Annotated in this window: 9 protein-coding genes and 2 pseudogenes; 6 read left to right on the forward strand and 5 right to left on the reverse strand. The window is 55.1% G+C overall.

The window, feature by feature from the left end; all coding sequences use genetic code 11:
* Positions 1-50: 50 nt before the first annotated feature.
* Together FDW96_RS25445 and FDW96_RS25450 are read left to right on the forward strand one after the other, a co-directional pair.
* Positions 51-740: pseudogene (locus FDW96_RS25445) on the forward strand (GNAT family N-acetyltransferase); the annotation flags it as partial.
* Between the two features lie 294 nt (positions 741-1,034).
* A pseudogene (locus FDW96_RS25450) lies at positions 1,035-1,748 on the forward strand (alpha/beta hydrolase); the annotation flags it as partial.
* On the opposite strand, the gene entD reads toward FDW96_RS25450, so the two are convergent.
* Together entD and FDW96_RS19670 are read right to left on the reverse strand one after the other, a co-directional pair.
* The gene (gene entD, locus FDW96_RS19665) at positions 1,738-2,391 is read right to left on the reverse strand and encodes an enterobactin synthase subunit EntD (RefSeq protein WP_137366166.1); all 654 of its coding nucleotides are present in this window, start codon (positions 2,389-2,391) and stop codon (positions 1,738-1,740) included. The pseudogene FDW96_RS25450 and the gene entD sit on opposite strands and share 11 nt — an antisense overlap.
* A gap of 50 nt (positions 2,392-2,441) precedes the next feature.
* On the reverse strand, positions 2,442-4,736 hold the full coding sequence (locus tag FDW96_RS19670) for a TonB-dependent siderophore receptor (protein ID WP_042309884.1): 2,295 nt from the start codon (positions 4,734-4,736) through the stop codon (positions 2,442-2,444).
* Between the two features lie 253 nt (positions 4,737-4,989).
* Between FDW96_RS19670 and fes the strand changes: the two genes are divergently transcribed.
* The 4 genes from fes to wzz(fepE) all read left to right on the forward strand — a co-directional run bounded on the left by fes (position 4,990) and on the right by wzz(fepE) (position 11,704).
* Positions 4,990-6,207 (forward strand): enterochelin esterase, encoded by a 1,218-nt coding sequence (gene fes, locus FDW96_RS19675; protein WP_137366167.1) that lies wholly within the window; start codon positions 4,990-4,992, stop codon positions 6,205-6,207.
* A 30-nt stretch (positions 6,208-6,237) separates the two neighbouring features.
* Positions 6,238-6,456, forward strand: coding sequence for an MbtH family protein (locus FDW96_RS19680; RefSeq protein WP_079225062.1), 219 nt, complete (start codon positions 6,238-6,240; stop codon positions 6,454-6,456).
* Positions 6,453-10,343: an enterobactin non-ribosomal peptide synthetase EntF gene (gene entF, locus FDW96_RS19685; protein WP_137366168.1), complete on the forward strand. Its 3,891-nt coding sequence runs from the start codon at positions 6,453-6,455 to the stop codon at positions 10,341-10,343. Before FDW96_RS19680 ends, entF begins: the two co-directional genes overlap by 4 nt.
* 227 nt (positions 10,344-10,570) lie before the next feature.
* Positions 10,571-11,704 carry an LPS O-antigen length regulator Wzz(fepE) gene (gene wzz(fepE) / locus FDW96_RS19690; protein WP_042309880.1) on the forward strand — a complete coding sequence of 378 codons (1,134 nt, stop codon included), beginning with the start codon at positions 10,571-10,573 and terminating at the stop codon, positions 11,702-11,704.
* 45 nt (positions 11,705-11,749) lie between these two features.
* Here wzz(fepE) and fepC read toward each other — a convergent pair whose 3' ends face one another.
* From fepC to fepD, 3 genes are read right to left on the reverse strand one after another with little or no spacing between them, the layout of a single operon-like run.
* Positions 11,750-12,547, reverse strand: a complete 798-nt coding sequence (fepC, locus tag FDW96_RS19695; RefSeq protein ID WP_042309879.1) for an iron-enterobactin ABC transporter ATP-binding protein — start codon at positions 12,545-12,547, stop codon at positions 11,750-11,752.
* Positions 12,544-13,536 (reverse strand): iron-enterobactin ABC transporter permease, encoded by a 993-nt coding sequence (gene fepG / locus FDW96_RS19700; RefSeq protein WP_170974731.1) that lies wholly within the window; start codon positions 13,534-13,536, stop codon positions 12,544-12,546. The genes fepC and fepG overlap by 4 nt, the downstream gene beginning before the upstream one ends.
* A complete protein-coding gene (gene fepD, locus FDW96_RS19705; RefSeq protein ID WP_137366169.1) occupies positions 13,533-14,540 on the reverse strand; it encodes a Fe(3+)-siderophore ABC transporter permease in 1,008 nt (335 codons plus the stop codon). The genes fepG and fepD overlap by 4 nt, the downstream gene beginning before the upstream one ends.
* Between the last annotated feature and the right edge of the window lie 22 nt (positions 14,541-14,562).

Genomic DNA, 14,562 nt, shown 5'->3' on the forward strand with positions numbered 1-14,562 from the left:
GAAATGGCAGGTGCTATAACTATTTTTTGCTTCGCAACAGGGGTTGAGTCGTGCCGGAAATAAATCTTTATGGACAGACAGTCGGCGATGTTGTTCCGGACTGGAAAGGTGCCGCCGTGCTGCCACGGGAAGAGCTTGTTGGGCAGTACTGCCGTTTGGTTCCTCTGGATGCTGACAGCCATGTCGCCGACCTGTTTGATGCCTATGCGCAGGCACCCGACGATCGCGACTGGACCTGGCTTGCAAGCTCTCGCCCAACGAGCGTTGAAGCCGCGGCTTGCTGGATCACGGCAAAATCCACTGACGCCTCTCTGGTTCCTTATGCGGTAATTGAACAGCGTTCCGGGCGTGCCGTTGGCCTGGTGTGTTTTATGGCGATCGAGCGGGAGCATGGCTCGGTCGAAATTGGTCATGTGACCTGGTCGCCGCGCATGAAAAATACGGTACTCGGCACCGAAAGCGTCTGGCTGCTGCTGCGTCAGGCGTTTGCGTTAGGGTACCGTCGTGTGGAGTGGAAATGCGATTCGTTGAATACGGCGTCGCGACGGGCGGCAGAGCGTCTTGGATTTATCTTTGAAGGGCGTTTTCGCCAGAAGATTGTGCGTAAGGGGCGCAACCGCGACAGCGACTGGTTATCAATAATTGATAGCGAATGGCCGCAGCGCGATGCCGCATTGCAGCGCTGGCTGGCTGCCGACAACTTTGATGAACATGGGCGGCAACGCAGGTCGATGGCAGAGTGCTTTTCCTGTGAGGTCGTCAACGCTGAGACAGTGCAGACGCAACAGCAAGGTTATCAACAACGCTGGCAACAGGAACACGGTCCGGTGGCGCAAACACCGCCCGCGCCGCTGGCTGATTTTCTCGCCGCGCAACCCCATAATCCCAATCCCGTCTACGACACGCTCAGCTCTCGAGCAGGATTAGCGGCGCTGACAAAAGCGAATGTATCCGCCCTGGAGCCGATGGCGGCGATTATCAATACTGAAGTGGATACCGGGGAGCGTCGCATTCCGGTACGAATTTATCGCCCGACACTTACCACAGAGCCGAAGGTGGTGGTGTTTATCCATGGCGGTGGACATCTGAGTGGTTCGGTGGAGGTGTACGACCCCATCGCCCGACATCTGGCGATGGCGACAAAAAATACCGTTGTTGCGGTTGATTATCGACGTGCGCCAGAAAATCCTTACCCGGCGGGTCTTTGCGATGCTAAAGCCGCGATAGAAAACGTCTGGTCGCTGCTCGAAAGTCAGCATATTCCTTATACTCGCCAACTTACGCTTATTGGTGACAGCGGCGGCGGTGCATTCAGCGCGACGCTGGCCGCTGCTTTATCCCGCGAGCTGCCGGGATTAATTCATCGCCTGGTGCTGATTTATCCGAGCCTGGACTACACCCTGAACTGGCCGTCGGTACAGGAGAATGGTTCAGGAAAGCTGCTGGATGAAAGCAAAATACGCTGGTATTTTCAGCAATATTTCCGCAATGGAGAAGATCGTAAACAGGCGTCTCCGCTTTATCTGCCGCTGAGCCAGAATTTTCCATCTACCCTGGTATTCAGTGGTGGGCTGGATCCGTTACGGGATGAGGGTTTTGCATTTGTCGCCAGATTGCAGGCGGAGGGGATATCCGTTCAGCATGTGCACTTTCCTGGGATGACGCACGCATATTTGATGCTGGAGGATAAAGTTCCGCAGGAGGCGCAGGCTACGTATCAGGCGATTGGTGAGTTTGTTAAAAAATAACGTCGCACAGCGTAATGACCTGGCGATCGCGCTGAAACCAGCGAACGTTAATTTCCTGCCCGGCGAGGCTTTGCGAAAATAAGGGCTGGATTCGCAAGGTTATCTGGGTTGGGGTGAGGGCGGTAACTTTAGCGCTGGCGAACCCCGGTAACGCCGTAGTGTGTTCCGAAAACGTTTTATACAGGCTCTCCTTTGCGCTGAACGCCAGGGTTAAGGCGAGTGGAAAGGGCAGGTTGGCGTGATGCATAATCTGTCGTTCGTGGTTATCGACAATGCTGTCAGCCAGCTCAACGGCGGTTGGTGGTGGAAAAATAGTTTCGATGTCCACTCCAACGGGACGCGTCGACACCACCGCCAGCGCAGTTGATGCGCTATGGCTGATGCTGCCAAACAGATTTTGCGGCCATAACGGTTGGCGTTGTGCGCCGATGCCGGGTACGGTTTTGAGGCCAAATTCGCGCAGAGCGTATACTGCAGCGATCCGCCCTGCTAAGTGTTCAGCGTTGCGCTTACGTCCACTGGACAGGAGCTGAGCGTGGTGGGGGAGCCAGAGCAGCTCCTGCTCATGGAAGCTGGCGGGATCAAACTCGACAATATGCAGCGTGTGGTCTGCGAAAGTGAGTGGTGTGTGCGTGGTGTGCATGCTAGTGATGATTTCCCTCTCCCCACAGGCGAGGAGAGGGATAAACGTTATCAGAAGTGCGTGTTCACGCTCATGAACCACGTCCGGCCCGGTTCGTTATAGGTGTATGCGCCTGCGCCCGCCATATAGTCGCCAGTTTTGATATCACTGGTGGTTTGGGCATTACCTTCACGCCACAGACGTTTGTCGAAGACGTTATCCACGCCGCCGGTCAGGCTGACGTTTTTCGTCACATCCCAGGTCGCGCTCAGACCGACGATGCTGTACGGGCTGACTTCACTCGCCGAACTGCCGGTAACCGGTTTGCCCTGGTAATCATATTTTTTCGGCTGCTGTTTGCCGTACCAGGTAAAGGTTGATTGCAGTGACAAATCTTCGCGTGCCTGCCAGCTCAGCGTTGAGTTCAGCGTGTACTCAGGAATAATCGACAGGCGTTCGCCGGTCTCTTTATTCTTACTTTGCAGCATGTAAGTGATGTTGTTGGTCCAGGTAACGGTTTCGCTAACCGGCACGTTCAACGTCCCTTCCAGACCCTCAACCACCGCTTTAGGCACATTTTCCCACTGATAGATATCGGTGTAGGTTGTTGTTTCTTTGCCCGTAGTCGGGTTTTTCTGGGTAATTGACGTTCTGCTTAGCGGTGCGGTTCCCGCTTCGATCTTGTTGCGGTAATCGTTACGGAACCAGGTAACGCCTGCAAGCCAGCCGTCGCGTTTGAACTCCAGACCAATCTCTTTGTTGATGCTGGTTTCAGCTTTCAGATCATCGTTACCCATCATATAGCAGCCAATACCGGTGGCAGAACCGGTGGCGTAGCAACCCTGGCCTTTGCTGTACAGAATATAATTCGGGTTAGTCTGGTACAGGCTAGGTGCTTTATAGGCGCGCGCGATGCCCATTTTCAGCGTAAAGTCGTCGCCCAGCCCCTGAGACAGGTTCAGCGACGGGCTCCAGTTATCGCCCACAATGCTGTGGTGATCGAAACGCAGCCCCGGCGTCAGCATGGTGCTGTCGGTCAGTTCCATGTTGTTTTCAGCAAACAGAGAGAAAATTTCAGCTTGTGAATACGGGCTACGATCTGTACTGCTGGCACCAGGTATGTTCCCCCCCATAAACGTCTGGGTATTGGAACTCATGTCTTTCATACGCTGCTGATTCCACTCGGTACCCAGCGTCAGGTTCTGATTAACCAACAGGTCGAATGGAATGCTAATTTCGCTGTGTAGAGTGACATCCGCCAGGTCAGTGTCAGTAAAATGATTACTGTTAAATAATCCTTCAAGACCTCCTGCCAGACCTTCACCTAAGCGAGAGTTGCGGGTGTGTTCGTACTGCGCCCAGTTGCTGGTGGTAATGCCGCTGTCCCAACCGCCGTTCCACGTCAGCGCATAGTTCTGGCGGTACATACGGTTAGTTTCTTTACCGTAGTATTTTTTTACCAGCCCATTGGTTTTGTTATCGTTGTTGGTGTTCTGAGTGTCGCCAGCATACAGATTGCCCTGGCGGCTGTAGCCTGCTTCAAACTCCAGCGATTGCATCGGAGCAAAATCCCAACGCAGCTGGCCGTTGATATCTTTGTTTTTTACCCCTTCACGACCGGCTGGCATCGTATCGGCGTATGACCCTGTACGAGCCGACTGGTGACCGTCGTTGATGTCCCATGCGTCGGCCTGAGTTTTATCGAGATTACCGTACAGACGGAAGCTGAAATCCCCACCCAATGGGCCGTTCAGGCTAAAGTTGGTACGTTTGGTCGAGCCTTCGTCTTTGTGTTCCGGGGCATTGAAATAGGTATCCCACGAACCGTGCCATTCATTGCTGCCTTTTTTGGTGATGATATTCACCACGCCGCCCGCAGCACCATTGCCGTAACGTGCGGCGGCAGGACCACGCAGCACTTCAATACGCTCGATCATCTCCGGTGGTACCCAGGCGGTATCGCCGCGGGTATCACGCTCGCCGCGCCAGCCCTGACGCACGGAATTACGGCTGGTCACCGGTTTACCGTCGATCAGAATCAGGGTGTTTTCTGGACCCATACCACGAATATCAATCTGACGGTTGTTACCGCGCTGGCCGCTGGTTGAGTTACCAGTCAGGTTAACGCCAGGCATGGTACGGATGATTTCCGCCACATCTCGGGCGGGAGGATTTTTACGGATTTCATCCGCGGTGATGGTTGAAACACCCGGCGCCTGCAGGTTCTGCTGAGCGGCGGTAACGACGATGGTGTCTTCATGAGAGACAGCGGCGTTTTCAGTTTGATCTTCTGCCATTGCTGGCAGTGCTACCCCGTAAATCCCTAAATTGACCAATAAGGCCAGTGAATGAATCTTGTTGTTCATTGTATGTCCTGCTGTTCTTTTAGCCACGAGAACCCATGTGCCGTGGTGCGGCATTTGGTCTGATGTCGCCCGCATCCGCGTAAACCCTCCATTCCAGAAAAAGTACGCAGCGCCAGGTCGGTTTATAAGTGGTGAAAAACTGTGCGCGCTTCCCACAGCGCGACAATACGCTATTGCAAATGCAAATAGTTATCAATAATATTATCAATATATTTCACGCTGAATCATAAAAATTCACAATAAACATGGGGTTATGGCGGTGACGACGTTAAAGACGGGAAGCGAAGCGTGGTGGCAGTCGAAAAAAGGCCCGGAGTGGGAGCGTGAAGAGAACGGAAATTATCGGGTAACCTTCTGGTGGCGTGACCCGCAGGGAACGGAAAAAGAGTCAGCCATTCGTCGTGTGTGGGTCTATATCACCGGCGTCACCGACCACCATCAAAATGTCCCCCCTCAGTCGATGCAACGTATTAGCGGTACGAATGTTTGGTGCTGGAGTGTTTCCCTCAGCGCCCACTGGCGCGGTAGCTACTGTTTCATTCCCACCGCTCGGGACGATATTTTTTCCGCGCTGACGGCGGGTGAAGCGCCTGACCGAACTGTGTTGCGTGAAGGCTGGCGACAATTGTTACCGCAGGCGATTGCCGATCCTCTTAATCCTCAGAGCTGGCGGGGAGGTCGTGGCCATACGGTGTCTGCGCTGGAAATGCCAGACGCTCCCGTACAGCCTGGATGGGATCAGCCTGAAGATCCCGATTGCCCCGCAGTTTGCCTGCAATGGCACAGCACCAGGCTTGGGAATACGCGTCGCGTATGGGTATTTACCACCGGCGACGCCCGACCAGAAGCGCGTCCGCTGGCTATCCTGCTGGACGGTCAGTTTTGGGAACAAAGTATGCCGGTCTGGCCTGCACTGGCTGCGCTCACGCACCGCGGAGATCTCCCACCCGCCGTATATCTTCTGATTGACGCGATCGACACATCTCATCGTAGTCGCGAACTGCCATGTAACGCCGATTTTTGGTTGGCGGTACAGCAGGAGCTATTGCCGCTGGTGAAGAAGACCACTGCGTTCAGTGACGATCCACAGCGCACGGTGGTCGCCGGACAAAGTTTTGGCGGGTTGTCTGCGCTGTATGCGGGACTGAACTGGCCCACGCGCTTCGGCTGTGTGCTTAGCCAGTCCGGTTCTTACTGGTGGCCGCATCGCGGCGGTCATCAGGATGGGGCGATTGTTGAGCAACTGAAGAGCGGCCAGGTCAGCGTTCAGGGACTGCGTATCGTTCTGGAGGCCGGGATCCGCGAGCCGATAATTTTTCGTGCCAATCAGGCGCTATATGCCCAATTACCCTCTGCACCACAATCTATTTTCTGGCGTCAGGTTGATGGCGGACACGATGCGCTTTGCTGGCGCGGCGGCCTGATGCAAGGGCTAATGACGCTCTGGCAGCCGCTTTCCGAGACGATTTAACCGGACGATGTTCCACGACAGGAGTTGAGTATGGAATTCAGTAACCCCTTCGATAATCCGCAGGGCCAGTTTTACATTCTGCAAAACCCACAGCGTCAGTTTAGCCTCTGGCCGCAGCAGTGCTCCCTTCCTGCTGGCTGGCAAGTCGCGTGCGAACCGCAATCGCCGGAAGCCTGCCAGCAATGGCTGGACGCAAACTGGACCACCCTGACGCCAGCAAACTACGTTGATGTGCAGGAGGCTCCATGACTCAGCGTTTACCGTTAGTCGCGGCTCAGCCGGGGATCTGGATGGCGGAAAAACTCTCCACCTTGCCCTCGGCATGGAGCGTTGCGCACTATGTAGAATTAACCGGTGAACTGAACGCGCCGTTGCTGGCAAAGGCAATCGTTGCCGGTCTGGATCAGGCTGATACTCTGCGGATGCGGTTTAGCGAAGATAACGGCGAGGTCTGGCAATGGGTCGATCCTACGCTCACTTTTGCGCAACCTGAAATCCTCGATCTACGTGAAAATGCCAACCCACATGAAGTAGCCCGCGCACTGATGCAGGCCGATCTGCAACAGGACTTACGCGCTGATGGCGCTAAACCGTTGGTTTTCCATCAGCTCATTCAGGTGGGAGATAAACGTTGGTACTGGTATCAGCGTTATCATCATCTGCTGGTTGATGGCTTCAGTTTCCCGGCCATTACCCGCCAGATAGCCGCCATTTATCGCGCATGGCAGTGTGGACAATCCACGCCAGACTCGCCTTTTACGCCATTCGCCGAGGTCGTGGAAGAGTACCAACAGTATCGTCAAAGCGATGCCTGGCAACGTGATGGTGCTTACTGGACCGAGCAACGCAAGCAACTACCGCCCCCGGCCTCGTTGTCGGACAAACCGTTGCCGGGTCGTTCGGCCAGTGCCGATATTATTCGTCTGAAGCTAACCGCGCCAGAAGGAGCGTTCCGTCAGCTTGCGGCACGGATGCCTGACGTTCAGCGAGCAGATCTTGCCCTGGCGCTGGTGGCGTTGTGGCTGGGGCGTTTATGCAGCCGAATGGATTATGCCGCCGGGTTTATTTTTATGCGGCGTATGGGATCGGCGGCGCTCACGTCCACCGGACCGGTTTTAAACGTTTTGCCCTTTGGTGTGAGGTTGGATGCGGCAGAAAACTTGCCTGCGCTGGCACAGCGGTTGGCAGGGCAGTTGAAGAAAATGCGGCGACATCAGCGTTATGACGCTGAACAAATTGTGCGCGATAGCGGGCGTGCAGCCGCTGCCGAGCCGCTGTTCGGCCCGGTGCTGAACGTGAAAATATTCGATTATCAGCTGAATATTCCGGGCGTTCAGGCGCAGACCCATACCCTGGCGACAGGCCCGGTCAACGATCTTGAGCTGGCGCTATTCCCGGATGAAAACGGTGGGCTAAGTATTGAAATCCTCGCCAATAAACAGCGTTACGATGCCGCGACGCTGGCGCAACACGCATCGCGTTTAACCGCGCTTATCGAACAGTTTGCCGACAATCCGGCGCTACGCTGTGGTGAGGCCGGGATGCTGTTGCCAGCGGAGTATGAGCGGCTGGCGAAGATTAATGACACGACGGTGGAGATCCCGTCCACTACGCTGAGCGCGCTGGTGGCACAGCAGGCCGATAAAACGCCGGATGCCCTGGCGCTGGCCGATGCTCGCTATCAGTTAAGCTATCGCGAAATGCGCCAGCAGGTTGTGGCGCTGGCGCAGCTACTGCGTGCGCGTGGCGTACAGCCAGGTGACAGCGTTGCGGTAGCATTACCGCGTTCCGTGTTCCTGACGCTGGCGCTGCACGGTATTGTTGAAGCCGGCGCCGCCTGGCTACCATTGGATACCGGATACCCGGACGATCGCCTGCGGATGATGCTCGAAGACGCGAAGCCGAAATTGTTGATCGCAACCGATGAACAACTGGCGCGCTTTGGCGATATCCCAGGACTGGAAAGTCTGTGCTACAACGCGCCGCTCCCTGTGGGAGATACCGCGCCGTTGGCCCTCTCTCAACCTAATCATACGGCCTATATTATTTTTACTTCCGGTTCTACCGGCAGACCAAAAGGGGTGATGGTCGGGCAAACGGCCATCGTTAACCGTTTGCTGTGGATGCAAAATCACTATCCGCTGACGGCAGAGGATGTGGTGGCGCAAAAAACGCCGTGCAGTTTTGATGTCTCGGTGTGGGAATTTTTCTGGCCGTTTATTGCCGGCGCAAAATTGGTGATGGCGGAACCTGAGGCACACCGCGACCCGCTTGCGATGCAGCAATTCTTCGCCCAATACGGGGTGACGACCACTCACTTTGTCCCTTCCATGCTGGCTGCTTTTATTGCGTCATTGACGCCGGAAACTGCGCAGGAAAGTTGTGCCTCGCTGAAGCGGGTATTCTGCAGTGGCGAAGCCTTGCCTGCAGATTTATGTCGTGAGTGGGAACAGTTGACCCATGCGCCATTGCACAATTTATACGGGCCAACCGAAGCGGCGGTCGATGTGAGCTGGTATCCGGCCTGGGGGGAAGCGCTCGCCGCCGTAACCGGCAACAGCGTGCCGATTGGTTATCCGGTATGGAACACCGGTTTGCGGATCCTTGATGCCATGATGCGTCCGGTGCCCTTCGGCGTAGCGGGCGATCTATACCTGACGGGGATCCAACTGGCGCAGGGCTATCTGGGACGAGCGGATCTGACGGCAAGCCGCTTTATCGCCGATCCGTTTAATGCCGGTGAACGCATGTACCGTACCGGGGATGTGGCCCGCTGGCTGGAAAATGGCGCGGTGGAATATCTCGGGCGCAGCGATGACCAGCTTAAAATTCGCGGACAGCGTATTGAACTGGGGGAAATTGATCGGGTGATGCAGCAACTGCCCGATGTCGAGCATGCTGTTGCCCATGCCTGCGTATTTAATCAGGCAGCGGCGACCGGCGGCGATGCGCGTCAACTGGTGGGGTATGTGGTGTCGCAATCGGGTTTACCGCTGGACACATCTGGATTGCGGGAGAGTCTGCGCGAAAAACTGCCAGCGCATATGGTGCCGACGGTATTGTTGCAACTGGCGGAGCTGCCGCTCAGCGCGAACGGTAAATTGGATCGTAAAGCGCTACCGATGCCTCAGCTAACGTCGCGTACAACGGGACGTGCGCCGCGCCCAGGGATCGAAACCACCATTGCGCACTCTTTTGCAGCCTTGCTGGATTGTGAGGTCAATGATGTGGAGGCGGACTTCTTTGCGCTTGGTGGTCATTCGTTGCTGGCGATGAAGCTGGCAGCGCAGTTGAGCCGGGTTTTTGAGCGTCAGGTGACGCCAGGTCAGATTATGGTGGCTTCTACTGTTGAACAACTCAGCGCATTGCTGGAGAGTCAGGATGATGAACAGTCGCAGCGTCTGGGATTTGAGACGCTGCTGCCGCTGCGTGAAAGTCACGGCCCAACGCTGTTTTGCTTCCATCCGGCGTCGGGTTTTGCCTGGCAGTTTAGCGTGCTGTCGCGTTACCTCAGTCCACAGTGGTCGATTATAGGCATTCAGTCACCGCGACCGGATGGACCCATGCAAACGGCGGAAAACCTCGATGCGGTATGTGACCATCATCTGGCAACGCTGCTTAACCAGCAGCCTCACGGCCCATACTATTTATTAGGTTATTCACTGGGAGGCACTTTGGCGCAGGGGATTGCCGCGCGTTTACTCGCTCGGGGTGAGAAAGTTGCCTTTCTGGGGCTGCTGGATACCTGGCCGCCGGAAACGCAAAATTGGCAGGAAAAAGAGGCTAATGGCTTGGATCCTGCCGTACTGGCGGAGATCGAGCGTGAACGTGAAGCGTTTCTGGCCGCACAGCAGGGCAATGCGTCTGACGCGTTATTCAACGCTATCGAAGGTAATTATACCGATGCGGTTCGCCTGTTAACCACAGCCCACAGCGTACCTTTTGCGGGCCACGCTACGTTGTTTGTTGCTGAACGCACATTACCGCAGGACGTTAGCCCTGAACGTAGCTGGTCACCATGGATATCCAGTCTGGATGTTTATCGTCAGGACTGCGCGCATGTCGACATCATTTCTACCACCGCCTTTGAGACGATAGGGCCTGTAATTAATGCGCTGATTAATCAATCTGTGTAACAAAGTCACTTTTGCTATTGCGGCGATCGAACAACCCCATAATGCAGCGTCATGTTGTGGGGTTGTTACTTTACTGTGTGATGGGTTGGCGAGGAGAGTGAATAAATTCCGAATATAATTTTTGGTAGGGGCTGATGCGTAAAGAAAGTTTCGGATAATTCTGACTAGCTGGTAGACTTCTCCCACGGGAGTGTTTTTCTTATGGGAAAGTTTTCAGGTCACGCAACATGTCATCATTAAATATTAAGCAAGACAACGTTTCGGAATTTACTGCCTATCCTCAGCCTGCGGTAAACGCCAACGAAATAGATTTGGTTAACCTGATCGAAATCTTATGGCGCGCCAGGACGAAAATTGTGGCTACCGTTTTCGCCTTTGCCTGCGTGGGTATCCTGGTCTCTTTCCTGCTGCCGCAAAAATGGACCAGTCAGGCCATCGTGACCCCAGCAGAACCGGTTCAGTGGCAGAACCTCGAGAATACGTTGACCAAATTGCGCGTACTGGATATGGATATTGGCGTTAGCCGTGGGGATGTGTTTAACCTGTTTATCAAAAAATTCCAGTCACCCTCATTGTTAGAAGATTATCTGCGTTCTTCACCCTATGTGATGGATCAATTGAAAGGCGCTGATATTGACGAAATGGACCTGCACCGCGCAATCGTCAGGCTCAGTGAAAAAATGACCGCGGTTGACGCCAATGTCGGTAAGAAGAATGAGACCTCGCTGTATACCGCGTGGACCCTGAGCTTTACCGCCCCTCAGGCCGAAGAAGCCCAGTCTGTGCTACAGGGATATATCCGATATATTTCTGATATTGTAGTGAAAGAAACGCTGGAAGATATTCGCAATAAACTGTTCATCAAAACCAGTTATGAGAAAGAAAAATTGGCGATGGATCGCGTCAGGCTCAAAAACCAGATGGAAGCAAATATCCAGCGACTCAACTACTCACTGGAAATTGCGAATGCCGCCGGGATTAAAAAGCCGGTCTACAGTAATGGCCAGGCGGTGAAAGATGACCCTGATTTCTCTATTTCACTGGGCGCTGACGGTATCTCGCGTAAATTAGAAATAGAAAAATCAGTAACAGATGTTGCGGAGATTAACGGAGAATTACGTAACCGCCAATATCACGTTGATCAGCTGTTAGCGATGAATGTGAGTGACGTAAAATTTACGCCGTTTAAATATCAGCTTTCACCTTCGCTGCCAGTGCATAAAGATGGTCCGGCTAAATCGATGATCGTTATTCTGGCGGCGTTACTGGGTGGTATGGTGGCTTGTGGCGGCGTTCTGCTGAACTACGCCATGGTGTCGCGTAAGCAAAAAATGACGTTTATTGATCAGCAACTGGTGTGATTAATTGGCGTATGGCGGCGGGCAGTCGCCATACGTTAAATCTCGCTATTTGTTGCGCCCTAGTGGCACCACTAACGGCGTGCCGGCAACTGGATCGTCGATAATCATACAGCGTAATCCATAGATTTTTTCGATAAGCTCCGCAGTAACAATCTCCTTCGGTGCCCCCTCGGCAATAATTTTTCCGTCACGAAGCGCAATCAGATGCGTGGCGTAGCGACAGGCCTGATTGAGGTCGTGCAGAACGGCAGCCAGCGTGTAACCCTTCTCCCGGTTGAGTTCACTGAGCAGCTCCAGCAGATCAATCTGATGGCTGATATCCAGCCAGGTGGTGGGTTCATCGAGCAACATAATCGATGTTTCCTGCGCCAGTACCATTGCAATCCATGCGCGCTGACGTTGCCCGCCGGAAAGAGTATCTACACTTTGCGCCGCCAGATGCGTGATCCCTGTGGCCTGCATCGCTGTGTTTACCGCGATTTCATCTTCTTGCCGCCAGCGGGTAAACAGCGGCTGATGTGGGTAACGCCCGCGAGCAACCAGCTCCTGTACGGTAATATCACCCGGCGTGGTGGCGTTTTGCGCCAGCAAACCTATTCTGCGTGCGACCTCTTTGCTGGCATAGTGCTGAATATGCTCACCGTCGAGCCAAACCTTGCCGTGTGCGGGTGCCATCAGACGACTCAGTGTACGTAGTAGCGTTGATTTCCCGCAGCCGTTTGGCCCAATGATCGCGGTAAAGTGACCGTCGGGAATCGACACATTGAGGTTTTCCGCTACGGTAAACTTGCCATAACCCAGCGTTAACTGGTCGCCGCGCAAACGGGCAACTGATTCGATCATTTTTTGCGGGACTCCTGAATTAACAAGACGATAAGATAAATACCGCCGAGGCTTACGGTGACAACGCCCACCGGAAGCTGATAAGGCATAAACAGCTGTTGGGCGCATAAATCCGCCATCAGCAGCAGCAATGCGCCGCACAGCGCTGACATGGTTAATCCCCAGCGGGATGTGCCGCTAAGTCGACGCGCAATATGCGGGGCGACGAGAGCAATAAAGGAAATTGGACCTGCCAGCGCGGTGGCGGCGGCGGTCAGTACCACGGCGACCAGCATCATCATCAGACGCGAACGCTCAACGCTTACGCCAAGCGCACAGGCGCTGTCATCACCCATTTCCAGTAAACGCATCCGGCGCACCAGCAGTGTGGCGCACACCAGCATCACAATAATCAGCGGGGCAGAAGGCCAGGTCTTGGCCCAGGTCAGGCCATTGAGCGATCCGGCGTTCCACAGTCCGGCTGTTAACGCGGTTTCTAATGATGCTTTTAGCAGCAGCCAGGTGTTGAACGCCACCAGCATAGCGCGTATGCCAATACCAATAATAATTAGCCGGAAGGTGTCGATACCATTACGCCAGGCGAGCGCCCAGACTACCAGTGAAGTCAGGATCCCACCCAGCATAGCCGCCAGTGCGATAGCGGTGAGATGCTGGCCGAACAGCACCATTGCCACCAGTACACCGCTCCAGGCACCGGTATTGAAACCCATCACATCCGGGCTGCCCAACGGGTTGCGCATCAGCGACTGAAATATTGCGCCGCTCACGCCCAGTGCCGCGCCAATCAATAGCGCCATGAGCACGCGTGGCAAACGCCATTCGGTGACCACCAGCGTAATACTGCGCGGCGCATCGCCGAACAGAGCGGCAATAATTTGCTGAGTTTCCAGCGTAACGACGCCGCTACGCAGGCTCCATAAGCCAACGACGAGACACCCTACAACCAGCAGCAGGCTGCTGATGAGCAGACGGCGGGAGAGGTGCATCATGCGCCACCCCCGCGCGATTTACGGCGTACTAAAAAGATAAGCACCGGCGCGCCAATAAATGCGCTGACCACCGAGACACGCAGCTCGCCGGGGACAATCACACGACCGATAATATCGGCAATTAACAGTAGAGAGGGGGTTGCCAGCAGAGTGACGGGCAATGACCAGCGGTGATCGGCGCCTACCAGCCAGCGCGCCATATGCGGCATCATCAGGCCGATAAAGGCGATAGGACCAACAATCGCGGTCGCGCTGCCGCACAGGACAGTGATCGCCAGCAGGCCGATAAACTGCGTACGAGCGACTTTACTGCCAAGCGCGGTTGCGGTGTCACTGCCGAGACTCAGGCTATTCAGGGCACGGCTGAGGAACAATGCGACAGCCGCGGCAATCAATACCGGCACCAGTACTACCTTCAGCGTTTGCAGGCTGCGGATATCGAGGGAACCGGCCTGCCAGAAACGCAACTGATCGTAGACGTCCGGGTTGAGTAGGGCGATGCCGGTGGATAGCCCCTCGAGCACTGCACCCAGCGCAACGCCCGCCAGCGTCAGTCGTACCGGGCTGAGTTGCCCACCGCCCTGGCTACCGGTAAACGCCACAATCAGCGAGGCGGCCAGCGCCCCGGCAAAAGCCATCAGCAATTGTTCCTGTGGCGAAGAGAAACCGAACAGCGACGCGCCCAGCACGATGGCGAAGCTGGCGCCAGAGTTAACGCCAAGGATCCCCGGATCGGCGAGCGGGTTACGCGTGAGCGTTTGCATTAATGCGCCCGCCAGACCCAACGCGCCGCCGGCGAGCAGTCCTGCCAGCGTGCGTGGCAGTCGCGCGTCCAGCACGATGGTGCAATCCGCGCTTTGGCAACTGCTGGAGAGTGCGTCCAGCACCACGGAGGCAGGTAGCGATTTTGCGCCAATAACCAGACTTAATACCGTGGTGAGAACAAGTAATAACAATAGTCCGGGCACGGCGAAGGCGCGTGTCGCGGAAACAGAGCATGACATATCAACTTCCCTGATAATGATA

The sequence above is a fragment of the Citrobacter sp. TBCS-15 genome (genome assembly GCF_005280815.1).
GTDB classification, from domain to species: domain Bacteria; phylum Pseudomonadota; class Gammaproteobacteria; order Enterobacterales; family Enterobacteriaceae; genus Citrobacter; species Citrobacter werkmanii.